Raw genomic sequence first — 26,130 nt, 5'->3', positions numbered from 1 at the left:
ACTTTGTTTCTAACAATCACTTTTGCTTTGCTATAACCGTAAAAATCCCCTAGAATACGCGGCAATTTGCACCTCATAATTTCAATCTACGGGAGCCTTCAAAACATGAAGCCAGTTTATCGACGCATTCTTTTAAAATTAAGCGGTGAGGCCCTTATGGGCGAAGAAGGGTTTGGAATTGACCCTAAAGTCTTGGACCGTATGGCGCAGGAAATAAAAGAGTTAGTAGAAAAGGATGTCCAAGTTGGTGTGGTTTTAGGCGGAGGTAATATTTTCCGTGGTGCACCACTTGCAGAAGCTGGAATGAATCGCGTTGTCGGTGATCACATGGGGATGCTTGCTACTGTGATGAATGGTTTAGCAATGCGTGATGCCTTGCATAGAGCACATGTAAACGCACGTTTAATGTCGGCGATTCCACTTAAAGGTGTTTGTGACGATTATTCTTGGGCTGAGGGCATTAGCTTATTAAAAAGCGGTCGCGTTGTTATATTCTCTGCAGGTACTGGCAATCCATTTTTTACAACCGACTCAGCCGCATGTTTACGCGGAATTGAAATAGAAGCCGACGTTGTGTTAAAAGCAACTAAAGTTGATGGTGTATACTCTGACGACCCAATGAAAAACCCAGATGCGGTATTGTACCCTGCATTGGATTATCAAGAAGTTATTGAAAAAGAATTAAAAGTTATGGATCTAGCTGCATTTACGTTGGCCCGTGACCATAATATGCCTATCTGTGTATTTAATATGAATAAGCCTGGCGCTTTAAAACGTGTTGTGACAGGTGAGCAAGAAGGTACAATCGTATCTAATAACAAGATTGAAAGTTTATAAATTTTTAAAGGAATTTTAACGTGTTAAATGAAATTCAAAAAGACGCAGCTGTGCGTATGGACAAGAGCATCGATGCTCTTCAAACTCAATTAAATAAAATTCGTACTGGACGTGCTCATCCGAGCCTTTTAGATGGCATTCAAGTGTCTTATTACGGTGCGGATACCCCACTTAACCAATTAGCCAACGTTTCGATTGAAGATTCACGTACGTTAGCATTGACTGTATTTGATAAGTCACTGACACAAGCTGTTGAAAAAGCAATTATGATGTCAGACCTTGGTTTAAATCCAATGTCAGCAGGTACGGTTATCCGTATTCCGTTACCAGCATTAACCGAAGAGCGTCGTCGTGACTTAGTTAAAGTGGTAAAAGGCGAAGTTGAAAGTGGTCGAATTGCAGTGCGAAATATTCGCCGTGATGCAAATGGTGATTTTAAATCGTTGTTAAAAGATAAAGAAATATCTGAAGACGAAGCTCGCCAAGCTGAAGACGAAATTCAAAAGTTAACAGATGCTAAGATGAAAATTATCGATGCGATGTTTGACAAAAAAGAAAAAGAATTGATGGAAATTTAATCGCTCATTAGTGGTGATTAGTTATAAACGCCGTGTAGTTTTACCACTCGGCGTTTTATTATTTTTAGGTGAAAATAATGGCAAAAGTAGACGTTGTCGCTGACGTATTAGAGCATTACGCCGATTCTATTCCACAGCATGTTGGGATTATAATGGACGGCAATGGTCGATGGGCGCAACAAAAAGGAATGCCAAGAGTATACGGCCATAAGAAAGGTGTTGACTCGGTTCGTGCTGCGGTGAAGTTTGCGCGTCAGGTTGGGATCAAGTCACTTACATTATTTGCGTTTTCAAGTGAGAACTGGAAACGACCAGAGGAAGAAGTTTCTGGGTTAATGGACCTATTTATGTTGGTACTCACAAAAGAAATAAAGAATTTACACAAAAATAACGTGAAGTTAAAAATCGTAGGCGATATCACGGCATTTAGCGCAGGAATTCAAAAGAAAGTGGCCTCGGCTCACGAACTAACGGGTAACAATACAGGGTTAACCTTAAATGTTGCTGCGAATTACGGCGGCCGTTGGGACATTGTTGAAGCAGCAAAGTCACTTGCGGATAAAGTTAAACGTGGCGAGTTGGAAAGTGCTGACATTGATGAAGCATTATTTGACTCACATACGCAATTTGCTGAACAACCTGATTTAGATTTATTGATCAGAACGGGGGGAGAGACTCGGATCAGTAACTTTTTACTATGGCAAGTAGCCTACGCAGAATTGCATTTTACGCCACTTTATTGGCCAGCATTTAACGCATTAGCATTTGCTCAAGCTGTTGAAGCTTTTGCCGGAACAGAACGACGATTTGGGTTGACCGGCGAGCAAGTTAAACGCTAGTGCACTTAAAATTATAATAAAAATAGGATTTAAGTTTGTTAAAACAACGAATTATTACAGCCTTGATACTGGGTGCGTTATTACTGTTAGCGTTATTTAATCTGCCATCAGACTGGTTTACTTGGTTATCTTTAGGGGTATTTGGTTATGCAGCCTACGAATGGAGTAAATTAGCCGAGATAAAATCCGCTGTTAATCAATTGCTTTATGCTGGCGGATCAGTCGCTCTTGGACTGGCACTCTATTTAGGTTACCTAGAGCAAGACCTGTGGACCATTACAGGTCAACTGACCGAACAAAACTACTTACTTATGTTATGCGCCTGTTGCTGGTGGTTTGTCAGCTCAGTATTAGTTTTGATTTACCCACGTGGGAATCGCGTTTGGCAACATCAACCTATTGTTAAGGCCGTATTTGGTTATTTAACCGTTATACCGGCTTGGCTTGCATTATTAACCATACGTCAATGGCATTATGAGTTAGATGTCGATAAAGGCGCTTGGCTCGCTTTATTTGTTTTTGGTATTGTATGGGCCGCAGATATAGGCGCTTATTTTGCGGGACGTCGTTTTGGCAGTCACAAACTTATGCCACGGGTAAGTCCTGGAAAAACGATTGAAGGCTTTTTGGGTGGAATGGCTGCTGTTGTTTTACTAACCGTTTACGTATTGTGGAATTCAGAAACTTCGATGGATAGCTGGTTTGTACTGATCTTATCCTGCGTAGCCATTGGTGTCATTTCTGCATTTGGCGACTTGAGTGAAAGCATGTTGAAGCGTGACGCTGGCATGAAAGACAGTGGCAATATTCTTCCCGGTCACGGTGGATTATTGGACCGTATCGATTCGTTAACCGCTGCAATGCCTGTGTTTTTGGTATTTTTCAGTCATTTTTATCTTAATTAATTGGCGACAATGCAGAATCTAACAATCCTTGGAGCAACCGGCTCAATAGGGCTTTCGACACTCGATGTTATATGTCGTCATCCAGATAAATTTAACCTATATGCTGTTAGCGGCAATACCAATGTTAAAGCAATGGCTAAGATTTGTTTAGAACACAAACCTCAAATTGCAGTAATGGTAGAAGAAGCCGCGGCTTGCGCGCTTAAAGCATTAGTACCAAGCTCGGTAAAAGTGCTCAGTGGTAAAGAAGCCTTAGTAGAAATTGCAGCTTGTACTGACGTTGATACTGTTATGGCCGCTATTGTTGGTGGCGCAGGTTTAGAGCCTACAATGGCCGCCGCTAAGTCGGGCAAACGAATATTGTTGGCAAATAAAGAAGCCTTAGTCATGAGCGGCGAATTATTCTTAGATGAAGTTCGTAAAAGTGGCGCAACTTTATTGCCGGTCGACAGTGAACATAATGCCATTTTTCAAGCGTTACCTGCCGCAGTTCAAAAAGGCGGGAAGTTAACAGACTCCGGTGTTCACAAAATTTTATTGACGGGGTCTGGTGGACCTTTTTTAACTAAACCACTAAATGAATTTGAAGCGATTACCCCAGAAATGGCAGTGGCCCATCCTAATTGGGATATGGGCGCTAAAATCTCTGTGGACTCCGCCACAATGATGAACAAAGGTCTCGAGTTTATCGAGGCACGTTTGCTGTTTAATGCTAGTTTTGAACAAATTGATGTCATTATCCATCCTCAATCTATTATTCATTCGATGGTGAGTTACAATGACGGCTCGGTAATTGCGCAAATGGGACAACCTGATATGCGCACACCGATTGCTCATACGTTGGCTTTTCCAAATCGAATTGACTCCGGGGTAACACCTCTCGACTTTACCCAACTTGCAGATTTTTCGTTCCAAGCGCCTGACTTAAACCGTTTTCCAAATTTAGCATTAGCATTAGAAGCATCTAAATGTGGACAAGCAGCAACAACGATACTGAATGCTGCCAATGAAGTTTCTGTCGCCGCGTTTTTATCTCGTCAAATAGGGTTTAATCAAATCGCAACAATAAATGAAGGTGTACTAAATAAGCTTGCTGGTGAGTCTGTAGCGAGTTTAGACGATATATTAGCGCTAGATACAATGAGTCGAAAATATGCTGCCACAGCAGTGTTGGAGCCATTGTTATGATTGATTTTATTTGGAACCTACTGAGCTTTGTAGTCGCCCTAGGTATTTTAGTATTTGTACATGAATATGGCCACTTTTGGGTTGCCAGAAAAAACAAGGTAAAAGTTATTCGTTTTGCGGTGGGTTTTGGTAAACCAATTTACAGTTGGCACGGGAAAACCGGTACTGAATATGTTATCGGTCTAATCCCATTAGGTGGCTATGTAAGAATGTTAGACGGTCGTGTTGACGACGTTGCAGAGGCAGACAAACCATTTAGCTTTGATCAAAAATCCGTCAAACAAAGAATTGCAATCGTTGCTGCAGGCCCAATGATGAATTTTATATTCGCGATATTTGCGTTATTTGTCATGTTTTTAATGGGGGTACCGGCGGTAAAACCTGTCATAGGTAACGTTATCGCGGACTCACCCGCGCAACATGCGGGTTTATATGCCAATGATTTAATCATCAAAGTTGAAGATCAGTCAGTTGGAGATTGGGAAGCGGCGAGCTATGCATTAATCAATCATATTGGTAACGACAGAGTGAACCTCACAGTAAGTCGTGGCAACTTTGAAACAACAGCAACACTAAATACGATAGGCTGGACCGTTTCGGACGGGCAGTTGCTCAGTGGGCTTGGTATCGAGCCATTTCGGCCAGAACCAACGCTTGAGTTAGGTCATGTTGTTGCTGAATCTGCGGCCGACTTAGGCGGGCTTAAAGTTGGCGATACTATGTTGGTTTTGGATAATGTTCCATTAACCACTTGGAAACAGGCCACCGGGATCATAAGTGAATCCGCAGAAAAGGAATTAGTGCTTTTGGTGCAACGAGGTGAAGAACGTATAACCTTGACTATCCGGCCAACTAACAAACCGACCGCAGAGGGTTTCAGCAATGGCTACCTTGGCATCGCACCTAAGTTTGAGAATTGGCCAAAAGACTATGTATTTAATCATCAATATGGTATTTTGCCCGCCGTACAAAAAGCAGTTGTTAAAACTTATGAATTAATCACCATGAGTTTCCAGACAATCGGCAAGTTAATAACAGGCGTTATTGGATTAGATAACCTAAGTGGTCCTATTTCAATCGCACAGGGCGCTGGTATCAGTGCTCAGAGCGGAATTGTTTACTTTGTCAGTTTTTTAGCTTTGATAAGTGTCAATCTTGGTGTAGTCAATCTATTACCACTGCCAATATTGGATGGCGGGCACTTAATGTATTTTTTAATTGAACTAATTAGAGGTAAACCTGTCTCTGAAAGGGTGCAAGAAATCGGTTTTAGGATCGGTGCTTTTGCATTATTAATGATAATGGGTATCGCCATTATGAATGATTTCGGCAGATTGTAGTGGCTGATTATATCTTGCCTGTAGTAGTTGTATTGGAACAAAAATAATAATGAAACATATCGTAGTTAGTATTCTCTTAATTTCTCTTAGTTGCTTTTCTATTGCAGACGAACAACGATTTGTTATTGAAGACATTCAAGTTAATGGTTTGCAACGTGTCGCACTTGGTGCCGCACTGACGCATGTGCCGTTTTCCGCAGGTGACGAAATAACTGAGTTTTATGTAGCGCAATCGATTAAACGCTTATACGCGTCTGGCCATTTTGCAAATATTGAAGTGTACCGTGATGGCAACACAATAATTTATAAGGTGACGGAAAGACCTACCATCAGCGTTATTGAATTTGATGGTAACAGTGATATTAAAGACGAGCAGTTACAAGGCAGTTTAGACGACTCTAATATACGAGTTGGCGAATCCCTCGATAAAACTATCTTAACGAACATTGAGTCGGCACTTACCGACTTCTATCATAGTGTTGGTAAATACAATGCTACGGTAAATGCGAGTGTCACTTACTTACCTCGAAATCGCGTAAAGCTAAAGTTTGAGTTCGAAGAAGGCGACGCAGCTGAAATTCGTCAAATTAACATTGTTGGTAATGAGGTTTTTGAAGACGAGGAATTGTTACTTAAGATTGAATCAAAGCAAAACCTGGCTTGGTGGCAGTTTTTAGATAATGACCGTTATCAAAAGCAAGCACTGCAGGGCGATATTGAAACAATACGTGACTACTATTTAGAATTTGGTTATTTAAAGTTTAATATTGAATCGACTCAAGTTTCAGTCGCACCAGATAAAGAATCGGTTTACATCACACTTAACGTGACTGAAGGTGAACCGTTTACGGTGACTGGTTTTGAATTTATCGGCGACTTGTTGGGACAAGAAGAGTTTCTTAAGAGACTCGTACCAATTAGAATCAATGAGCATTATAACGGTGAAGTTGTTACTTACACTGAAGAAATGATCACTAAATACCTCGCTCGCTTTGGTTATGCAAATGCACAGGTTAAGACGATTCCTCAGCTTGATGAAGAGAAAAACGAAGTTGCTTTAACTATCTCGGTTGACCCAGGTAAACGTGTTTATGTTCAGCGTGTTTCGTTCATAGGTAACTTTAATACGTCAGATGAAGTATTGCGCCGTGAGATACGCCAGTTTGAAGGTGCAACATTATCTAATGAGTTATTGGAATTATCTAAAAACCTTATTCAACGTTTAAAATACATTGAAACGGTTGAGTTTGAAGTCAAAGAAATCCCAGGCCGTGACGATGCGGTAAACGTTCAATTTACCATTAAAGAACAACCGTCAGGTTCATTCCAAGCTGGTGTTTCTTATGGTGATTATACTGGGCTTGCATTTAATGCGTCGGTACAGCAAGAAAACTTTTTAGGTACGGGTAACTCGGTTGGTATTTCACTTAACACTTGGAAAGCGCAGCAAACAATTGCTCTAAACTATACCGATAATTACTTTACGGATGATGGCGTAAGTCTTGGTGGCCAAATCTCTTACAGTAATTATGATGCGTCAAAAGTTAATCTAGTAACGTATTCGCGTAAAACAATCACCGTCGGTCCAACATTAAGTTGGCCGGTTATGGAAAATAACCGTGTTAGTGTCGGTATGGCGTATAAAGATATTGAGATATCAGCGTTGCAGCCATACGATCAGATCCGTCGATTTGCGAGCTCGTTCATTGACCCTGACAACCCAGATGCCAAGTTCAAATTTGAATCGGTCGAAGCGTCAATTGGCTGGAGTCGTAGCACACTAAACCGCGGCGTATTCCCAAGTAATGGTTCAAGTCAATATTACGGTTTTAAGGTGACGGTTCCGGGTTCTGACGTAGAGTACTTTAAGTTTAACTTTGACTCGAAATTCTATTTCCCATTGTCACGTGATCATAAGTGGACGTTCTTAACTCGATTAGAAATGAACTACGGTAATGGTTACGGAACGCTTGATGGTAATCAACAGACATTGCCATTTTGGGAAAATATGCAACAACGTTCAAACGACTTACGTGGTTTTGAAAGTAATACGATTGGACCAAAAGGAATTGTTAGAAGCCCTCAAACAATTTCTGGTGGAATACCAAATCAACTTGGTGGCACAACAAGTGTAATTGCAGGTTCGGAAAAAGATGTCTTGTCGACAACGTACCGTGCAACTGGTGGTAACGCATCTGTATTTGGTGGAATTGAGCTAATTACACCAACACCATTTTTATCTGATGAATACGTAAATTCGGTTCGTACATCAATATTTGTTGATGTTGGTAATGTATGGGATACCGAGTTTGATCTTGGTTACTATGACGATTTATCGGCAAATGAACGTGCAAAGTTAGTTGATTATTCAGACCCTGGTCGCTATCGTGCGTCTACCGGTGTGTCAATTCAGTGGCTTTCACCTATGGGACCTATGGTATTTACCTGGTCTAAGCCGTTAAAAGAATACGAAGAAGACGAGCATGAAGTATTTAGCTTCAATGTCGGTACAACATTCTAATTGAAAGATTTATAATAATTTTGGAGTAAAACAATGACTTTAGTGAAAAAGATTTTAGGTGCAACAGCTGGTATTTTATTTTCAGTATCGGTTTTTGCAGAATCAATTGCTGTAATTGATGTACAAAAAATTGTCGCTCAATTGCCTCAGACTCAAGCAATGATGCAAACCCTAAATGAAGAATTTGCTGGCCCGAGAGAAGAACTGACTAAATTACAAAGTGACATAAAATTTAGTATTGAAAAGTTTCAACGCGAATCAATGACAATGAGTCAAGAAGAGCAAGAAGCACTTAAAGTTAAAATCGAAGGAATGCAAAAAGAGTTTCAAAGTCGTGCACAGCCGCTAGACCAACAACTTAAACAACGTCAAACTGAAGAGCGCAACAAGATCTTAGCGCTTGTTAAAGAAGCCGTTGATGCTGTTGCAGCAGAAGAGAAAATCGATATCGTGTTGCAAGCACAATCAATTGTATTCGTGACTCCTGAAAAAGACATTTCAGACAAAGTTACAGCGCGGATCAGCAAATTAAACTAATTTAGGTTTACGCGTTATAATTGAAAAAGCCCACTCTAAGTGGGTTTTTTATTGGGAGGATTTAAAATGGCAATTACGTTAAAGCAATTAGCGGCCGAGATAACCAATCAAACTGGCTTAGAAACAGAAGTGATCGGTGACTCAAACTATGCAGTTACTAGTATCGCAACGTTACAGAATGCGACAAAACTGCAAATTTCATTTCTTGCCAATGCCAAATACAAAAAATATTTAGCGGAAACGCAAGCGGGTGCAGTGATATTATCCAAAGCACAGCGAGATGATTTTGCTGGTAACCGCATTGTGATGGATAACCCCTATGCAGGTTTTGCGATAACCGCACAAGTTTTAGATTCTACGCCACTGCAAAGCGACGGAATTCATCAAACGGCAACCGTCGACCCAACCGCTAAGTTTGGCCTAAATGTTAAGATCGGTGCAAATGCCGTGATCGCAGCACACGTTGTTTTAGGCGATGATGTAGTGATCGGAGCAGGTTGTTATGTCGGGCAGGGTACAATGCTCGGCTGTCGAACTCAACTGATGCCAAATGTTACGGTTTACCATACGGTGAAGATAGGCTCAGATTGCACTGTACACGCAGGAACCGTGCTCGGTGCGGATGGGTTTGGCTATGCACCACTAAATGTTGAAGGTAATCAACACTGGTTGAAAATTCCTCAGGTCGGTCGTGTTGTCATCGGTGATCATACCGAAATTGGCGCATCTACAACCATCGATCGCGGTGCAATAGAAGATACAATAATTGGTTGTCATGTCATTATTGATAATCAAATACAGATTGGACATAACGTTGAGATTGGTGATTTTACGGCTATTGCTGCCGGCACTATGATAGCGGGCAGTACTAAAATTGGTAAAAATGTCACCATTGGTGGGGTTTGCGCTATTAGTGGCCACTTAACAATATGTGATAGAACATTTATTACTGGCAGGGCCTTCATAATGAAGGACATAAATGAACCTGGCGTGTATTCGTCTGGAATGCCAGCAACAACAAATAAAGAGTGGCGTAATAATACGGCACGTTATAGAAAACTAACGGAGCTATTTGACCGGGTTAAAAAGCTTGAGAAATCGAGTGACCAGGATAAATAATTTTGTATTGAAAGGAGACACACTTTGTCTGAGCAATTAAACTCATTTGAAATCGAAAAAATCATGTCGTATTTACCACATAGATATCCTATGTTGCTGATAGATCGAGTTATTGATTACAAAGTTGGTGAAACGCTACACGCGATAAAAAATGTAACGATCAACGAGCCAATTTTCACTGGCCATTTTCCTGGTCGTCCTGTGTTCCCTGGAGTTCTTATTTTAGAAGCTATGGCACAAGCAACTGGCCTACTTGGTTTTAAAACTATCGAAGCTGAAAAAGGCGCTGTTGACCCTGACGAATTGTATTTGTTTGCAGCAATAGATAACGCTCGTTTTAAAAATCCAGTTGTACCGGGTGATCAAATTCACTTCCACGTAACGTTTGTTAAAGAACGTCGTGGTATTTGGAAATTCACAGGTGAAGCTCATGTTGACGGTAAAATGGTGGCATGCGCAGAAATAATGTGTGCTCGTCGCGTATTATAGAATGACCAAAATCTTACGTAGAAAGTCGGTATATCCGGCTTTTTTTGTATTTATGCCTAAATAAGCAACATTTACCACTCAGAACGTTTTCACCTGCTCGAATACCTGTTAAATTTTACATATAAGAAATGGACTTATACGACTAGCACGGTCACAAGGGCTTGAATTTTGTCTAGTTTGCACTATTAAACTATGTATAAGCTGAGAAAGAGAATTTATTTTGATACATGAAACTGCAATTATTTCGCCGACAGCTAAGCTCGGTAACAATGTTTCAGTAGGTCCTTGGACTTACATTGGAGACAATGTTGAAATTGGTGACGGAACTGTCATCCACTCACATGTAGTGATCAAAGGGCCAAGCAAGATTGGTCAGAACAATGTGATCTTTCAATTTTCGTCGGTTGGAGAAGATTGCCAAGATAAAAAATTTGCGGGAGAAAAGACCTATTTAGAAATCGGCGACAACAATATTATTCGTGAAAATGTGACGATTCACCGTGGCACTATTCAAGATCAAAGTTTAACGAAAATTGGCAGTAATAATTTGTTTATGGCTTATACACACGTCGCCCATGACTGTGTTATCGGCTCGAATGTCATCTTCGCTAATAATGCAAGTGTTGCAGGTCATGTGCATGTCGGAGATTGGGCCATTTTAGGTGGCATGGTTGGTGTTCATCAATTTGTGCATATAGGTGCCCATAGTTTTATTGGACTAGATTCAATCGTAGTAAAAGACGTGCCACCTTATGTGTTGGCGTCGGGCAATACCGCTGAACCGAAAGGCATTAATTCTGAAGGGTTAAAACGTCGTGGTTTCACCGCGGAACAAATATCGTCGATAAAACGTGCTTATAAGGAAGTTTACCGAAAAGGCAATTCTATTGCTGAAGCACTTGAACAACTTGATGGTGAAGATATTGCTATTGCACCGTTTAAGGCATTTATAGAGAACTCAAGCCGTGGGATCATTCGGTAAACTGCGGAATTGATATGACCGAATTAAAAATTGCAATCGTTGCCGGAGAGCACTCCGGTGATATTTTAGGCGCTGACTTAATGTCAGCGCTTTGTGATCTTGCCGCTGAAAAATCGTTTTCGATTTCATTCAAAGGTGTAGCAGGACCAAAAATGCAGGCACTCGGCGCAGAATCCATGTTTGATATGGACGAATTGTCAGTCATGGGCTTATTTGAAATATTAAAACGCCTGCCAAGGTTGCTCAAAAAACGTAAGCAACTTGCAGCCGATTTAATTGAGTGGCAGCCAGATGTGCTAATTGGTATTGATGCACCTGAATTTAATTTGGGTCTTGAGCTAATGTTAAAAGAGCGGGGGATCACCACAGTTCATTATGTTAGTCCGTCAGTTTGGGCTTGGCGTCAATCTCGGATTAAGACCATTAAAAAGGCCTGCGACCTTGTCTTAGCGTTATTGCCATTTGAACAAGCATTTTATCAACAACATGATATGCCCTGTGAGTTTGTTGGTCATACTATGGCGGATCAAATCCCGTTAGAAGATCAGCAAAATACCATCAGAGAACGATTGCAGTTGCCTTTAAATCAAACAATTTTAGGTGTATTGCCAGGCAGTCGAGGTTCAGAAATTAAATTTTTGTTACGACCATTTTTGATTACGGCTCGACAACTGACGATGCAAATACCCAATTTGCTAATAATGATCCCTGCGGTCAATGACTATCGAGCTAAAGCAATTCAGAGTGTCATTGACGAAGCGTTTTCTGATTTGAACATCAAGCTTAGCATTGGCAATGCCCGAGACGTCATGGGGGCTTCTAACGCGGTTTTATTAGCTTCGGGAACAGCAACACTAGAGACAATGCTGATGAAAACGCCAATGGTCGCTGGTTACCAGGTTGGCTGGTTAAGTTATCAAGTATTCAGTCGGATGATTAAAACCCCGTATTTTACTTTACCTAATTTGCTAGCAAACAAAGAGTTAGTTCCTGAACTTATTCAGCACGAAATGACGGTAGAAAATATGGTTGAAGCGCTTTTGCCAATGTTAACCAAACCACAAAACGAACTTAAGCAGCAGTTTTTTGACATTCATCAGAATATCCAACGTAATGCCAGTCTTCGCGCGGCAAATGCCATTTGGCCTCTGATTAAACGCGCTAAAGCAATTTAAAAACAAGGTAAATTGAATGACTCAATCGATTACTTTTACCCGTCCAAACATAGATTTAATTGCCGGGGTTGATGAAGTAGGCCGTGGACCCCTAGTTGGCGATGTGGTGACCGCAGCGGTTATTTTAGATCCTAGTCAACCAATTGACGGGCTCAATGATTCAAAAAAGTTGACTGAAAAGAAACGAGCGTTGCTTGCTGAAGAAATAAAGAAAAAAGCATTGGCCTGGAGTATTGGCCGCGCGGATCCAAGTGAAATAGATGAACTTAATATTTTACACGCCACTATGTTGGCGATGAAAAGGGCCGTTGCGCGCCTTGAGATTCAGCCTAATTTTGTGTTTATCGACGGCAATCGATGCCCTGATTTACCTGTCCCCTGCGAAGCAGTTATTAAAGGCGATAGCCTAGTCGCTGAGATCAGCGCTGCGTCAATAATAGCTAAGGTCACTCGAGATACTGAAATGGTCGAATTAGACAAAATTCACCCTGAATTTGGCTTTGCTAAACACAAAGGTTACCCCACAAAATTACACTTCGAAATGCTTGCTAAATATGGTCCGACACCGCACCATAGACAAAGCTTCAAACCCGTGCGAAAAGCATTGGGTTTAGAATAATAAATCGGAAATAAAATACCCCAATTATGTCAGAACCAAAATTTGTTCACCTAAGAGTGCATAGCGACTATTCAATGATGGATGGTTTGCCGAAGGTTAAGAAATTGTTAGCGCGAGCGAGCAAGCTTGATATGCCAGCAATTGCATTAACTGATCAAATGAATTTGTGCGGCCTCGTTAAGTTTTACGAAGGGGCACATAGCGCTGGCATCAAACCTATAATTGGCACCGATATTTGGCTTCGACGTGCAGACGACGAACCGTTTTACCGCATGACCCTAATTGCGAAAAATAATGATGGTTATAAAAATATCACCAACCTAATATCTATGGCTTATTCACGTGGGTTAGTGAAAGACAAAATGGCGGTGGATAAAGAGTGGTTAATTGAACATCGAGAGGGCATTATTTTACTCTCTGGTGGTTACGACGGTGACTTAGCCTTTGGCTTGGCAAAAAATAACGACAAACTGCTGGAAGAAATTGTTGCACCGTACAAAGCCTATTTTGATGGGCATTATTTTATCGAAATTACTCGAACAGGCCGAAAGCCAGAAGATTTGTATAACGAACAAGTTTTAGAGTTTGCAGAAGAACAGGGATTGCCTGTTGTTGCAACAAACCAAGTAATGTTCTTAGATACCGAAGACTTTGAGCCGCACGAAGTTCGTGTTTGCATTAATCAAAAAAGAACAATGGATGATAAAAATCGTCCAAAAGAATACAGCAAAGAGCAATATCTCAGAACAGAAGATGAGATGTGCGAGTTGTTTTCTGACATACCGCAAGCCTTGCAAAACACTGTTGAAATTGCAAAACGATGTAATGTTACCGTTCAATTAGGTACTTATTTCTTACCTGAATGTCCCACGGACGGAATGACAGAGGCGGACTTTTTAGTTAAAGAATCTGAAAAGGGCCTCGAAGAACGTTTACTTATTTTATTCCCAGATCCAGATGAAAGGGCCATTAAGCGCAAAGAATATGATGAGCGCCTTGATATTGAACTTACCGTTATCAACCAAATGGGATTTCCTGGTTATTTCTTGATCGTTTCTGAATTTATTCAATGGAGCAAAGACAATAACATTCCTGTTGGACCTGGTCGGGGGTCAGGTGCTGGTTCATTGGTGGCATATGCTCTAAAAATTACCGATTTAGACCCACTTGAATTTGCCCTGTTATTCGAACGATTTTTGAATCCAGAACGGGTATCGATGCCAGACTTTGACGTCGACTTTTGTATGGACCGCCGTGATGAAGTTATCGATCACGTTGCAGAATTATATGGCCGTGAAGCAGTATCACAGATCATTACATTTGGTACATTAGCAGCTAAAGCGGTAATTCAGTCTGTTGGCCGAGTGATGAGTTTACCGTTTGGTTTTGTTGATCGAATTTCAAAAATGATCCCTGGTGATCCGGGGATGACGTTAGAAAAAGCATTTAACGTTGAGCCACAACTTCAAGAAGCTTACGACGCCGACGGCGAAGTGAAAGAGCTTATTGACATGGCGCGTAAGTTGGAAGGTATTACCCGTGGTGCCGGTAAACACGCCGGTGGGGTTGTAATAGCACCGACCAAGATCACCGATTTTGCACCACTTTACTGTGATGATGATGGCTCTAACCCTGTTACTCAATTCGATAAAAATGACGTTGAGACGGCCGGTTTAGTTAAATTCGACTTTTTAGGCCTACGAACGCTTACGATTTTACAGTGGGCTGTTGATATGGCAAATAGCCGTATCGAAGACGAGAAAGACTACGTCGATATTACGCAAATTCCGGTAGACGATAAAGCCAGCTTTAGATTGTTGCTTAATTCTGAAACCACAGCGGTATTCCAGCTCGAATCATCGGGCATGAAAAGCCTTATTAAAAAACTGCAACCAGATACCTTCGAAGATATCATTGCACTCGTAGCACTATTTAGACCAGGTCCTTTGGACTCGGGCATGGTTGATAACTTCATCGAACGTAAACACGGCCGTGAAGAAGTTGCCTATCCAGATCATGAATATCAACATGAATGCCTAAGAGAAATACTTGAACCTACCTACGGTATTATTTTATACCAAGAGCAGGTCATGCAGATTGCTCAGGAAATGGCTGGTTATTCGCTAGGCGGCGCTGACTTATTACGTCGAGCTATGGGTAAAAAGAAACCCGAAGAAATGGCGAAGCAACGAAGTACTTTCGCTGAAGGGGCTAAAAATAACAATATAGACCCTGACTTGGCGATGAAAATATTTGACCTCGTTGAAAAATTCGCGGGCTATGGCTTTAACAAATCTCATTCAGCAGCGTATGCATTAGTTTCATACCAAACACTTTGGATGAAATGCCATTATCCATCAGAGTTTATGGCTGCGGTAATGTCAGCTGATATGGATAACACAGACAAAATTGTTACCTTAGTTGATGAATGTGATCGAATGAAACTCGTTATTGAGCCACCTAGTGTTAATTCAGGCTCATATAAATTTACCGTCAACGATGAAGGCCATATTATTTATGGCATCGGCGCGATTAAGGGCGTGGGCGAAGGCCCGGTCGAAGCGATTTTAGAAGCTCGAGACGCAGGCGGTCCGTTTAGTGATTTATTTGATTTTTGTGCGCGTGTCGATGTAAAACGTATTAACAAACGCGTATTAGAGAAACTGGTTTTAGCCGGTGCACTCGATCAACTTGGACCAGAACCGCACACGCAAGAAAACCGCGCTATTATTATGGCGACGTTGCAGGACGCACTAAAAGCGGCGACTCAAAAAGCGAAAGCGGCAGATGTAGGACAATCTGACTTATTTGGATTGTTGGATTCAGCGCCTGCTGAGCTTAAACAACAGTTTAACGTAGCGAACCCATGGCCTGACTCTATTTGGTTACAAGGTGAAAAAGATACGTTAGGATTATTTTTAACAGGACATCCAATTAATGCGTTTAGGCGTGAATTGCGACATTACGCTAAAATAAAATTAAGTGACGTGGAACCAACTCGCCGAGACCAAATGATCACGGTAGCTGGGCTCGTTATAGATGTACGTGTTCTGATTAATAAAAAAGGCCGTAAATGGGCTTTAGTGACAATTGACGATAAATCGGGCAGACTCGCTGTGCGTTTCTTCCCTGAACAATACGATATGTACCTAGATCTTCTTCAAAACGGGAAAATTATTGTAATTAGTGGACAGGTCAGCTTTGATAATTTTAGTGACGGCAATACAATGACCGGTCGAGATGTAATGTCGATGACTACAGCAAGAGAAAAATTCGCTAACTGCATTAAATTAGTCGTTAAAAGCGAAGAAGCTGCAGCTAAGTTGCAACAATCGTTGAAAAAACTTTTGTTGCCATATAAAGATGGGCAAACGCCTGTTCGAATTGAGTACGAAAATGCAATGGCTTCGGCAGTTATTGAGCTAGGAACCGCGTGGCGCGTCAGCCCAGATGAACAATTAATGTTCGACATAAATGACGAGTTGGCGTTGGAGCCTAAAATTGAATTCTAGAATGTCAGTGCACTAGCGTTGGCAATAATAATAATTTTTTGGTGGTATTAATGAGTTTCAATTACCTTGAGTTTGAAAAACCGATTGCGGAATTAGAAGCAAAAATCAACGAACTACAGAAAGTAAATCGTGGTGGTGAGTTGGATTTGGGTCTAGAGCAAGAGATCACAAACTTAAAAGAAAAAAATCGTGAATTGACGAAAAAAATCTTTTCAAATTTAGGCGCATGGCAAGTAGCGCAAATCGCTCGCCATCCTCTTCGCCCATATACTCACGATTACATTAAACGTATCTTTACTGAATTTGACGAATTAGCAGGGGATAGAACCTATGCAAACGATTTGGCAATTGTCGGTGGTATCGCACGTTTAGACGATGAACCAGTAATGATCATCGGCCAGCAAAAGGGTCGAGACACTGCTGAAAAAATAAAACGTAACTTTGGTATGCCTAAGCCAGAAGGTTACCGTAAAGCATTACGTTTGATGGAAATGGCTGAGCGATTTAACATGCCAATCATAACGTTTATCGACACCCCAGGGGCTTACCCAGGTATTGGTGCGGAAGAACGTGGTCAAAGTGAAGCCATAGCTCGTAACCTAAAAGTGATGGCGGGACTTAAAGTGCCTGTTATCTGTACCGTAATTGGTGAAGGCGGTTCAGGTGGTGCATTAGCGATTGGTGTTGGTGACCGAGTAAATATGTTGCAGTACAGCACATATTCTGTAATTTCTCCTGAAGGATGTGCCTCTATTTTATGGAAGAGTGCAACTAAAGCTGAAGAAGCAGCTGAAGCCATGGGGATCACAGCCGTTAAAATTAAAGAAAACGGTTTAATCGACAATATCGTTGATGAACCATTAGGCGGCGCACACCGTGATATGGATAAGATGGCTGCGACATTAAAACAACGTATTAAGCAAGACTTAGCTGATTTAAATACGATGTCAAAAGAAGAATTATTAGATACACGTTATAAACGATTGATGTCTTTTGGATATCTATAATCGTCAATAACCGTTAGAATTAAGCCATCTTTTGATGGCTTTTTTTATGTCTGACTGGAAACAAATATGCTGATGTTATCGCAACATCTTTGTGATTATTTACGACGATTAAATATAACAGATAAACCATTGGCCGTTGCATTAAGCGGCGGTGTTGATTCGGTAGCTTTATTGCTTGCGGCTGTCGAAGCTAAAAAGAAAATTCCGACACTTGATATCAGCGCGGTGCATGTCAATCATGGACTGAGTCAAAACGCAACGCAATGGCAGGCATTCTGCGAACAATTGTGCGTATATCATCAGGTACCTTTTAGCGCCTCTGTTGTGACAATTGAAAAGTCCTCTCGGCAATCATTAGAGCAACTGGCACGTGTAGCTCGTTATGGTGTCATCGCAGAACAGTTAAGTGAGCACACTGTATTATTAACAGGCCATCATTTAGCTGACCAAGCTGAAACGTTTTTATTAAGATTAATGCGCCGCTCAGGCTTAACTGGGTTAGGTGCTATGCGGTCATTGGCGCCATTTCCTGATAAATTGGGACGTCAAAAGTCACTGCAACTTGCTCGACCGTTTCTCGATTTAACTAAAGAATACTTGGTGAGTTATGTCACGGCCTATAATACAAAGTGGGTTGAAGACGAATCAAACAACGTACTCTCATTTGACCGTAACTATGTGCGAACGTCGTTATTGCCGGTTTTGGCGCAACGTTGGCCGCAATATCATCAAGCGATAGCGCAATCAACTGCATTATTACAAGAAGAAGCCGATTTATTACTCGACTATGTCAAATCCGATTATAAGGCGAGTATCGGGTTAGGTTTTTTAAACGAAGTCACACTCAATATTGCTAAGCTCAATGAATTTGAGCAGGCTAAATTGAAAGCTGTTCTGCGTATGTTTTGTTTTGAAATTACTGGAAGTTATCCGTCTACCAATATTTTAATGCAAGTGATCACTTCGCTCATTACGGCGCAGCAAGACCATCAACCTGAAATTTTATTTGGCGATTTTTACTTTAAACGACATAGGGATCATATTTACCTTATTGCTCAAGCTGGAACCGGTATAGAGCCCGAGACAACTAAGGTTAAATCAAATATAGAATGTCAATTAGATGCCCAAAACTGCTATTCGACAATTAAGATAGTGTCAAAATTCGACGATTTATTCGAGATCAAATATGGCAATAACTCAGATAAGTTACCAATGGCAAACGGACTCGGTTCTAAATCGGTCAAGCAGGCATTTAAAGATATGGCTTGCCCACCTTGGTTGAGATGCAAAATTCCTTTGGTCTATTATCAGGGTGAACTTGTAGCCATAGGCGGACGCTATGTTCACGAGCGATTTCAAAACAAGCTCAAAGTTACATTAGGGTTATGATAAATGGCAGTTAAAAACTCAGTGCATGGGACAAAGTGTGAATAAATTCACCGATAACTGTTTAGTCGATTTAGTAAGGTTATTGTGAATAAAATAAGGTCTAGAATGATTGGTTTTTCAAGATTCAGTTTGTTTAAAGTTCGATGGTTAACATTATCAATTTTAGTCAGTTTTATTGGGATAATAGGGTGCAGTTACAATGGTGAGAATGCAGTAATGGCAACAACAGAATTGGATGTTAAAAACTTAATTGGGCAAAAGATCATGCTTGATCTTCGTTATTACTGTGATGATGAAGGACAACCAGAAAAATGCCGGAAACCGCTAACGACACTCACGCCAGAACTTGCAAAGATGATTAGTGACTACAATCTTGGCGGTGTCATACTTTTTAGTGAAAACTTGCAAACTCTGCCGCAAATTGTCAGCCTAAATCATCAACTTCAACAAGCGACAAAATCAAGTCCGAGCCAGTTACCTTTGTTTATTTCTATCGACCAAGAAGGAGGTCGGGTAGCTCGATTGCCTCGTTCGATATCGACAGCGTTCAACGGTAATATGGCCATTGGAGCCACCTACGCAAAATTTAATGATAAATTTGCAAAAATTACTGGTGATATTATCGGTAAAGAACTTGCTGCAACTGGCTTTAACGTAAACCATGCACCAACCGTTGATGTAAATGTTAATGCAGACAACCCTGTGATTAATGTTAGATCGTTTGGCGAACAACCAGAATTAGTGGCAAAGTTGGCTTATGCGCAATTAACGGCGATGCAAAAGCATAATGTTATCGCAACTCTAAAACATTTCCCTGGGCATGGTGATACCAATGTTGATAGCCACACCGGACTGCCTGTTGTTGGACATTCGTTAGAACAGATTAAAAATATCGATTTGGCACCGTTTCAATATGCCATCGATAAAAACGCGGTCTCTATGATCATGACGGCGCATATTCAATTCCCCGCTTTAGACAGCAGCACCTTTATCAGTAAGAGCGGCAATACGATGATGAAACCTGCGACAATGTCGAAAGCTATCTTGACTGACTTACTCAGAAAAAAAATGGGTTTTGACGGTGTCGTGATCACGGATGCTTTGGACATGAAAGGCATTAGTGACTTTTTTACGGAATCTGAGGCTGTCATAGAAACGTTTAAGGCAGGGGCCGATATCGCGTTAATGCCGATTAAAATACGAAATCGAGACGAAATATCAAAACTAAATGACTTGTTGGATAAATTGTCAAACGCTGTTGAAACAGGTGTTTTGGATAAGCAAGAAATTTCAAACTCCTATGCTCGAATTGCTAGACTAAAGTCAAAAATGTTGACGACGTCTCGTAATGAGAGTGCTAAAACCTTAAGTGCTAAAATTAATGCCGCTGAAAAGGTCGTTGGTAGGCAGCAACATAGAGATAACGAACAAGTGTTATCCGACGCATCAATCACGCTATTGCAGGGCAGTGGTGAATTGCCTAAGTCAATTAAAACGCTTCAGATATTTATGCCAGACGATGATAAGTGTGCGGCCATGCTGTCGGCGTTTAGAAAATTAAGTCACACGATTAAAGTCGACTGTTCTCCTTATTACGAGTTAAACCAACAACAAATCGAATCTAAAATTATGCTAGCCGATGCAATTGTTGCTACTAGTGTTACGCCGCAACAAAGTTTAGCTGAAATGGGAGGGATGGATGACTATCTTCGTTTGAAAAAATTATTGGGCAATTTAACTAAAAATAAGCGAATCCAGGACGAAAAGTTACAACGACTGTTAAGTTTCGCCCAATCGAATAAAAAGCACATTTCTTTTGTCAGTTTACGCATGCCGTATGAAACCTCAAATTATCGTCAATATGCCGACTCGGTTATTACCACTTATTCCTATAATCAGTATGCCGACGCGGTAACGGGAGAAATAACAGGTCCAGCTTATCTTTCTTTAGCTAAGTTATTATTGGGTCAACTTGAAGCAACCGGCGTGTCACCGGTTACGATTAAATAACATTAAGTGGATTTTTATTAGCTAAATAAAAGTATTAGGTGGAGCGCCCCGAAGGGCAACTCCTGGGGGTAGTCGTTGTTAAGCTGTTTTCATGCAGTTTTTACCTGCATATTTTGCGGCGTATAATGCTTTATCTGCACGTGCAAAAAGGGTTAAAGTTGTATCGTTAACGTTAAAACACGCACAACCTATACTTGTACTTACACCATACTTGATAAATTGTGATTGTTGCGAAACGGCAAAGTGGATACGTGAAGCAACAATTTTTGCCGCATCAAGGCCCTGTTTATCCAAAATAATGGCAAACTCATCGCCACCGAAGCGGAACATTTGGTCTTCAGCTCTAAGGCATTCGGAAACAACTTGGGTGAAACCCGTCAAAATATCATCACCGGTTTGATGCCCATAACTGTCATTCACATTTTTAAAGTTGTCCAAGTCAAGTATCATCAATACGAAGTCTTCTTTATAACGAGTTCCGTATTGAATTGCGCGCGCAATTGCGTCATTGTACATTGCGCGATTGCCAACACCTGTTAATGCATCTTTTAATGCCATTTGTTGAAGCTGCCAGAAAGCCAAAGCGTTTCTAAGTGGAAACACTAGCGACTTTTGAAAGCCTGTAAGAGACGACATTAGGATGTCGGTCACTTTTTTGTCGGTGAAATAGCTTATTTTGCCCATTAGCTTATTGTCGATACGAATAGGCAGTGTTAACTTTTGTGAATCAACTTTTGGCGTTCCAGCTGTGAACGTATTTTGGAACGTTTCTAATCGAATCGCATTTACTTTATAGACGCCGGCTAGTGCGTTTAAGTAAATTGCTAATAACTGTTCAATATCCAACGTCGTTTGCAACTGCTCAATTAGCGACGTATTGTTATCCCGCTCCTTGGAAAAATTTGTCCAACTAGCCATAATTGAAGCGTTTGCTTCAGGGTTTAAAACATCCAGATGGCTTATATAGTCCACTGCGACCCCCTTTGGATTAATGTCGGAATTAAATAAACTTAATTGGAATAAGCGAAGTTCATGCCAAGCTTGTAATAACATGAAAAGTAAAGAAAAATAAAAAAACGTAATATTACTCTGCTAAACTGACAAAATATTGTCGGCAAGCTTTTGCCAACTAAGGAACTAAAACGTTATGGCCCACGGGATTTTTCTCGAATTAGTCTTTTTGCTTTTTATCTCCGTTTTCACGGTTTGGTTATTTAAACGAATAAAATTGCCGCCAATATTGGCGTATTTAGTAGCGGGCGTCGTAGCCGGACCTCAAATCTTTGCTCTTTTTGAAAATCCCCATGATGTCGCCTTGGTTGCAGAACTAGGCATAATGTTTTTGCTATTTTCACTTGGCTTAGAATTCTCAGTCCCTAAACTCATCGCGATGCGCCATTTGGTATTTGGTGTGGGCAGCGCGCAAGTCATTATTACTCTTTTGTTAGTCATGTTGCCTTCGTATTTTTATACGCATTCATGGAGTATCGCTTTTGTCATCGGCAGTATTTTTGCTTTGTCATCAACTGCAGTTGTCGTTAAATCACTAAATGAAACAGGGCTTACTCAGACAAAACGCGGCCAAGTGGCCATTAGTATTTTGTTATTCCAAGACATTGCCGTAGTACCATTTTTAATCGCAATTCCGTTATTGGCAGGTGACGGCAGTGAAAATATGGCGACGATCATTTTATTGGCGTTAGCAAAAGGCGCTGTTGTTGTCGCAATTTTGCTATCGGTAGGTAAATGGGTTCTGCCAAAAGTATTTAACGAAGTTGCTCAAGTCAGAACCGACGAGCTCTTTGTATTAACTGCCATATTAGTCACTGTAATGGCTGGTACACTTACCAGCTTTTTTGGGCTATCGATGGCCTTGGGTGCATTTTTAGCTGGCATGATGTTAAGTGAAAGCCAATACAAACATCAGTTAGAAGCGGATATTCGCCCGTTTCGAGATATCTTAATGGGTCTGTTTTTTATCAGCGTTGGGATGGAGCTAGACGTTACCGTAATTTTACGCCACTGGCCTTGGATTTTAGCGGGACTGTTTACCTTATTGATCGTCAAAACTCTGGTCATCAAACAACTCGCTATACTCGCCGGAGAAACTCGTAAAGATGGCTGGTCGGCCGGCTTAATGTTGTTTCAAATGGGCGAGTTTGGATTTGTTCTTGTCGCATTAGCGCAACAAGTTGAATTATTTACACCAGATTTATCATCGGCTTTGATTGCCATCGGTGTATTAAGTATGGCGGTAACACCTTCAATTATTAATCGTCACCAAAGCATTGTTAATAAAGTGGACCGGGTGCTTGGTAAACATGAAGTAGATGACGTCGAAGAGTCATTTGTTCAATTTGAAACAAACATGGCAAACCATGTAGTGATATGTGGTTTTGGCCGTGTGGGGCAGACCGTAAGCCGATTTTTAAGATCTGAAGCTGTGCCATACATTGCGTTAGATGTCGACCCTGTGCGTGTTGCAGAAGCCCAGGCGGCCGGAGAAAACGTACAATTCGGTCACGCAAGGGATAAAGCCATTTTGGAAGCCGCCTGTGTCAAAAATGCTAAGTTGGTTGTTGTTACGTTTGGTGATATTACAAAAACACATATGGTCATTCAAAATGTAAAAGAGTCGGGCAGTACCGCACGTATCATGGTGAGGACCAAAACCGATGAACATCTAAAAGCAATACTTGATGATGGCGCGGACCAAGTCGTACCAGAAGCGCTCGAAGGTAGTTTGATGTTGGTGTCGCAAGTGTTATTCGAATCCGGTGTACCGATGTCGAGAGTGTTGCGCCGTATACGAAAAGAGCGCGAAAATCGATATGGTGAATTACATGGTTTTTATCCAGGTGACACCACTGAAGTAAGCGCAGATCGACGTGATTTATTGGAGTTTATTCATGCCGTTGCGATACCTGTCGAGGCGTATGCCGTGCACAAATCATTGGCGGAGTTAAAAATTGAAGAGCGACGAGTTGAAGTTGTTGGTTTAAGACGCGGTGGCAAGGAATTATCAAGCCCAGCGCTTGAAACCGTTATTCAGGCAATGGACATCATTGTAATTAAAGGTAAACCTCGCAGAGTAGAACGAGTAGAACGTTATTTGATGACGGGGTAATTACTCCGGCAATATTTAGTTAAGGATTTAACTCGAATAATTCATATGAACGGTAGGATCTACGATCCAACCTTGGGTCGGTTCCTTCAGGCTGACCCGCATATTCAGGCTCCTCATAACAGTCAGAATTATAATCGTTATAGCTATGTTCTGAATAACCCGATGAGCTATACCGACCCTAGTGGGTATTTCTTTACGGCAAGCTCTCGAAGATCGATTATTCGAGGCTTTAGTAAAGTATTTGGAAAAGATGTCACTAATTTCTTAGGCAATATCGCTGCATATGCGGTCGGAGGGCCCCTTGGAAATGCGGCTTGGACATATGAGTTTAACAGAGCAATGGGGGTTCCCCCATCAGGAGCTCTTCGAGCTGCTGCTGTAGCAGGAACGTCAGCCTATGCATTCCAACAAATAGGCGACTATTACAATAATGCAGGTGCTCAAAATATTGCTGATGCTAGAAGTTTAGGCAATATGTCTGAAGCCGCATTTGGATCAGGCGCTGGTCAAGCTTCGTTTGACGCGTCAATGGATGCTCTCATCAATTTTGGTGGCAATATGCTAACTTCTGGTCAAGTCGCAGGCCAAATATTCTCACATGCAATGGTAGGTGGTATAGCAGCTGATTTAGGTGGGGGTAAATTTGGTCACGGATTCTGGAGCGCTGGCTTCACGAAAGGTGCGGGGACATCGTTAAACACTCATTATAATAATGGAATCATTTCTGGAACGATAATTAATGCCACGGTGGGAGGCACTGCATCCGTATTGAGTGGAGGTAAGTTTGCGAATGGCGCAATAACAGGGGCTTATCAAAGCTTATACAATGAGTTTAGCTCTAGGATGGTTCATCATGCAGTTAGTGTGGATGGGACATTAGTTGAAGAGTGGCGAAACGTAGGCAGCCCTCATATTAAATCGATTGATGAAGAACTGGGTTTTGGACTGACGGACATTACAAATTTTGGTGCCGGCAAAGCAATGTCTAAGCTCTTTAACGCCCCTTGGTTAGATGTAGATTATAAATTTGTGTATCAGCTACAACAACGGTATGTTTTATATGATCAATTTAGAGTTGACTATTCTTTTGGGTATGAAGTAAACCGAACATTTATGGGACCTGTTTACTTGCCTTTTGAGACTGGTGTTTTCAAATTTGACTATAGGTTATCTTTGGTAAATCACTGCTTAACTCACAAATCAGCGGTTGGATGTTAAATGAAAACTAAGTTTTTTTTAGCCTTGTTTGTTGTTAGCCACTTTGTTCTGTCTTTACTGGCAGAGCAAAATGAGCTGAATGTTGGAGCTGTTAATACTGAAACTCATACTAATAAACTGGATTTAAATGCCGATTCAATTATTACTCAGCAAGAGCTTGATGTTTACAATAGCACCCCTAAAAATTATGAAGAAATTGCGGAACACCTTCATACTCAAAGAGTTGAAAGTAGGAAAAATTTAATTGTACCTAAAGGTATTTTATTTTTATTCTGTGTAATTGTTGCTGCTATTTATCTGGATAATAAGTTTACAGCTAGGGTTTATCTAGTTGCCGCTGGAATAAGTATTTTTATATCTGTCTATCTCGTTATAGAGATGGCGCTAGCCTTTTTAATACTTCAAATTGTAAATGATAGGTTAAGGCGCGGAGCAGGCTAACACTAGAGTTTTATAGGCAGGCCAGCTCCGGCTGGTTTGCTTTGAGGTCAAAGCGGGATTAACTCTGAAAAATAAATAGTGAATAGACACCAATAATCTAGACACTTCTTAGCTGTTCCTGATGTCGCTTTTAATACTCTGCTTTCAGCGGTTTTGCCTTTTCGATAAAAGATGCTGGTAATTTAATTTCAAATAATCAATAACGCTCGCGAGCATATGTGGTCAGGTCTTGCATTTTGCCACAATAACTGACCTCATTCACATGATTCTAAAAAGTGCAAAATGCAAGACCTGACC

The 26,130-nt window shown here is 41.0% G+C and carries 21 protein-coding genes; 20 read left to right on the top strand and 1 reads right to left on the bottom strand.

Translation table 11 applies throughout. The features are described from left to right. Positions 1-105 precede the first annotated feature (105 nt). The 17 genes from pyrH (at position 106) to Q4575_RS03985 (ending at position 21,047) form a co-directional block, all read left to right on the top strand. On the top strand, positions 106-837 hold the full coding sequence (pyrH, locus tag Q4575_RS04065; protein WP_215962714.1) for a UMP kinase: 732 nt from the start codon (positions 106-108) through the stop codon (positions 835-837). Positions 838-857: 20 nt separating this feature from the next. After that, positions 858-1,415 (top strand): ribosome recycling factor, encoded by a 558-nt coding sequence (frr, locus tag Q4575_RS04060; RefSeq protein ID WP_215962715.1) that lies wholly within the window; start codon positions 858-860, stop codon positions 1,413-1,415. A gap of 77 nt (positions 1,416-1,492) precedes the next feature. After that, positions 1,493-2,254 carry a polyprenyl diphosphate synthase gene (gene uppS, locus Q4575_RS04055; protein WP_215962716.1) on the top strand — a complete coding sequence of 254 codons (762 nt, stop codon included), beginning with the start codon at positions 1,493-1,495 and terminating at the stop codon, positions 2,252-2,254. A gap of 35 nt (positions 2,255-2,289) precedes the next feature. Beyond that, positions 2,290-3,159 (top strand): phosphatidate cytidylyltransferase, encoded by an 870-nt coding sequence (locus Q4575_RS04050; protein ID WP_215962717.1) that lies wholly within the window; start codon positions 2,290-2,292, stop codon positions 3,157-3,159. A gap of 9 nt (positions 3,160-3,168) precedes the next feature. Further along, positions 3,169-4,347: a 1-deoxy-D-xylulose-5-phosphate reductoisomerase gene (gene ispC / locus Q4575_RS04045; RefSeq protein WP_215962718.1), complete on the top strand. Its 1,179-nt coding sequence runs from the start codon at positions 3,169-3,171 to the stop codon at positions 4,345-4,347. After that, positions 4,344-5,687, top strand: a complete 1,344-nt coding sequence (rseP, locus tag Q4575_RS04040; RefSeq protein WP_215962719.1) for a sigma E protease regulator RseP — start codon at positions 4,344-4,346, stop codon at positions 5,685-5,687. Before ispC ends, rseP begins: the two co-directional genes overlap by 4 nt. A gap of 49 nt (positions 5,688-5,736) precedes the next feature. Further along, positions 5,737-8,208, top strand: coding sequence for an outer membrane protein assembly factor BamA (gene bamA / locus Q4575_RS04035; RefSeq protein ID WP_303521376.1), 2,472 nt, complete (start codon positions 5,737-5,739; stop codon positions 8,206-8,208). 33 nt (positions 8,209-8,241) lie between these two features. Then, entirely contained in the window at positions 8,242-8,745 is a 504-nt protein-coding gene (locus Q4575_RS04030; RefSeq protein ID WP_215962721.1) for an OmpH family outer membrane protein, read from the top strand. A gap of 66 nt (positions 8,746-8,811) precedes the next feature. Further along, positions 8,812-9,864, top strand: a complete 1,053-nt coding sequence (gene lpxD / locus Q4575_RS04025; protein WP_215962722.1) for a UDP-3-O-(3-hydroxymyristoyl)glucosamine N-acyltransferase — start codon at positions 8,812-8,814, stop codon at positions 9,862-9,864. 24 nt (positions 9,865-9,888) lie between these two features. Continuing rightward, the gene (fabZ, locus tag Q4575_RS04020; protein WP_215962723.1) at positions 9,889-10,353 is read left to right on the top strand and encodes a 3-hydroxyacyl-ACP dehydratase FabZ; all 465 of its coding nucleotides are present in this window, start codon (positions 9,889-9,891) and stop codon (positions 10,351-10,353) included. A gap of 220 nt (positions 10,354-10,573) precedes the next feature. Continuing rightward, the gene (lpxA, locus tag Q4575_RS04015) at positions 10,574-11,335 is read left to right on the top strand and encodes an acyl-ACP--UDP-N-acetylglucosamine O-acyltransferase (protein WP_215962724.1); all 762 of its coding nucleotides are present in this window, start codon (positions 10,574-10,576) and stop codon (positions 11,333-11,335) included. A gap of 14 nt (positions 11,336-11,349) precedes the next feature. Further along, a complete protein-coding gene (gene lpxB / locus Q4575_RS04010) occupies positions 11,350-12,510 on the top strand; it encodes a lipid-A-disaccharide synthase (protein WP_215962725.1) in 1,161 nt (386 codons plus the stop codon). Between the two features lie 28 nt (positions 12,511-12,538). Then, positions 12,539-13,129: a ribonuclease HII gene (gene rnhB, locus Q4575_RS04005; protein ID WP_215962736.1), complete on the top strand. Its 591-nt coding sequence runs from the start codon at positions 12,539-12,541 to the stop codon at positions 13,127-13,129. 26 nt (positions 13,130-13,155) lie between these two features. Continuing rightward, positions 13,156-16,641: a DNA polymerase III subunit alpha gene (gene dnaE, locus Q4575_RS04000; protein WP_215962726.1), complete on the top strand. Its 3,486-nt coding sequence runs from the start codon at positions 13,156-13,158 to the stop codon at positions 16,639-16,641. A 50-nt stretch (positions 16,642-16,691) separates the two neighbouring features. Further along, positions 16,692-17,648 carry an acetyl-CoA carboxylase carboxyl transferase subunit alpha gene (gene accA / locus Q4575_RS03995; RefSeq protein ID WP_215962727.1) on the top strand — a complete coding sequence of 319 codons (957 nt, stop codon included), beginning with the start codon at positions 16,692-16,694 and terminating at the stop codon, positions 17,646-17,648. A gap of 66 nt (positions 17,649-17,714) precedes the next feature. Continuing rightward, the gene (gene tilS / locus Q4575_RS03990) at positions 17,715-19,037 is read left to right on the top strand and encodes a tRNA lysidine(34) synthetase TilS (protein WP_303521375.1); all 1,323 of its coding nucleotides are present in this window, start codon (positions 17,715-17,717) and stop codon (positions 19,035-19,037) included. Between the two features lie 216 nt (positions 19,038-19,253). Further along, on the top strand, positions 19,254-21,047 hold the full coding sequence (locus Q4575_RS03985; protein WP_215962729.1) for a glycoside hydrolase family 3 N-terminal domain-containing protein: 1,794 nt from the start codon (positions 19,254-19,256) through the stop codon (positions 21,045-21,047). A gap of 78 nt (positions 21,048-21,125) precedes the next feature. Here the strand turns inward: Q4575_RS03985 and Q4575_RS03980 are convergent, their stop codons facing one another. Next, entirely contained in the window at positions 21,126-22,019 is an 894-nt protein-coding gene (locus tag Q4575_RS03980; RefSeq protein ID WP_215962730.1) for a GGDEF domain-containing protein, read from the bottom strand. A 175-nt stretch (positions 22,020-22,194) separates the two neighbouring features. Between Q4575_RS03980 and Q4575_RS03975 the strand changes: the two genes are divergently transcribed. From Q4575_RS03975 to Q4575_RS03965, 3 genes are read left to right on the top strand one after another with little or no spacing between them, the layout of a single operon-like run. After that, positions 22,195-24,174: a monovalent cation:proton antiporter family protein gene (locus tag Q4575_RS03975; protein WP_215962731.1), complete on the top strand. Its 1,980-nt coding sequence runs from the start codon at positions 22,195-22,197 to the stop codon at positions 24,172-24,174. A 36-nt stretch (positions 24,175-24,210) separates the two neighbouring features. Further along, the gene (locus tag Q4575_RS03970) at positions 24,211-25,392 is read left to right on the top strand and encodes an RHS repeat-associated core domain-containing protein (RefSeq protein WP_368392708.1); all 1,182 of its coding nucleotides are present in this window, start codon (positions 24,211-24,213) and stop codon (positions 25,390-25,392) included. Next, complete coding sequence (locus Q4575_RS03965; RefSeq protein WP_303521373.1) at positions 25,393-25,833, top strand: hypothetical protein; 441 nt, start codon at positions 25,393-25,395, stop codon at positions 25,831-25,833. The last annotated feature ends 297 nt before the right edge of the window (positions 25,834-26,130 follow it).

The sequence above is a fragment of the Psychrosphaera sp. 1_MG-2023 genome (assembly GCF_030548245.1).
GTDB classification, from domain to species: Bacteria; Pseudomonadota; Gammaproteobacteria; order Enterobacterales; family Alteromonadaceae; genus Psychrosphaera; species Psychrosphaera algicola.
This window is presented reverse-complemented; position numbering and strand designations above follow the sequence as displayed.

What these genes read in the sequence shown, in the direction of transcription:
- pyrH (WP_215962714.1), top strand. Translation starts at nt 106, where the DNA reads ATGAAGCCAGTTTATCGACGCATTCTTTTAAAATTAAGCGGTGAGGCC.
- uppS (WP_215962716.1), top strand. Translation starts at nt 1,493, where the DNA reads ATGGCAAAAGTAGACGTTGTCGCTGACGTATTAGAGCATTACGCCGAT.
- ispC (WP_215962718.1), top strand. Translation starts at nt 3,169, where the DNA reads ATGCAGAATCTAACAATCCTTGGAGCAACCGGCTCAATAGGGCTTTCG.
- rseP (WP_215962719.1), top strand. Translation starts at nt 4,344, where the DNA reads ATGATTGATTTTATTTGGAACCTACTGAGCTTTGTAGTCGCCCTAGGT.
- bamA (WP_303521376.1), top strand. Translation starts at nt 5,737, where the DNA reads ATGAAACATATCGTAGTTAGTATTCTCTTAATTTCTCTTAGTTGCTTT.
- Q4575_RS04030 (WP_215962721.1), top strand. Translation starts at nt 8,242, where the DNA reads ATGACTTTAGTGAAAAAGATTTTAGGTGCAACAGCTGGTATTTTATTT.
- lpxD (WP_215962722.1), top strand. Translation starts at nt 8,812, where the DNA reads ATGGCAATTACGTTAAAGCAATTAGCGGCCGAGATAACCAATCAAACT.
- lpxB (WP_215962725.1), top strand. Translation starts at nt 11,350, where the DNA reads ATGACCGAATTAAAAATTGCAATCGTTGCCGGAGAGCACTCCGGTGAT.
- dnaE (WP_215962726.1), top strand. Translation starts at nt 13,156, where the DNA reads ATGTCAGAACCAAAATTTGTTCACCTAAGAGTGCATAGCGACTATTCA.
- accA (WP_215962727.1), top strand. Translation starts at nt 16,692, where the DNA reads ATGAGTTTCAATTACCTTGAGTTTGAAAAACCGATTGCGGAATTAGAA.
- tilS (WP_303521375.1), top strand. Translation starts at nt 17,715, where the DNA reads ATGCTGATGTTATCGCAACATCTTTGTGATTATTTACGACGATTAAAT.
- Q4575_RS03985 (WP_215962729.1), top strand. Translation starts at nt 19,254, where the DNA reads ATGGCAACAACAGAATTGGATGTTAAAAACTTAATTGGGCAAAAGATC.
- Q4575_RS03975 (WP_215962731.1), top strand. Translation starts at nt 22,195, where the DNA reads ATGGCCCACGGGATTTTTCTCGAATTAGTCTTTTTGCTTTTTATCTCC.
- Q4575_RS03965 (WP_303521373.1), top strand. Translation starts at nt 25,393, where the DNA reads ATGAAAACTAAGTTTTTTTTAGCCTTGTTTGTTGTTAGCCACTTTGTT.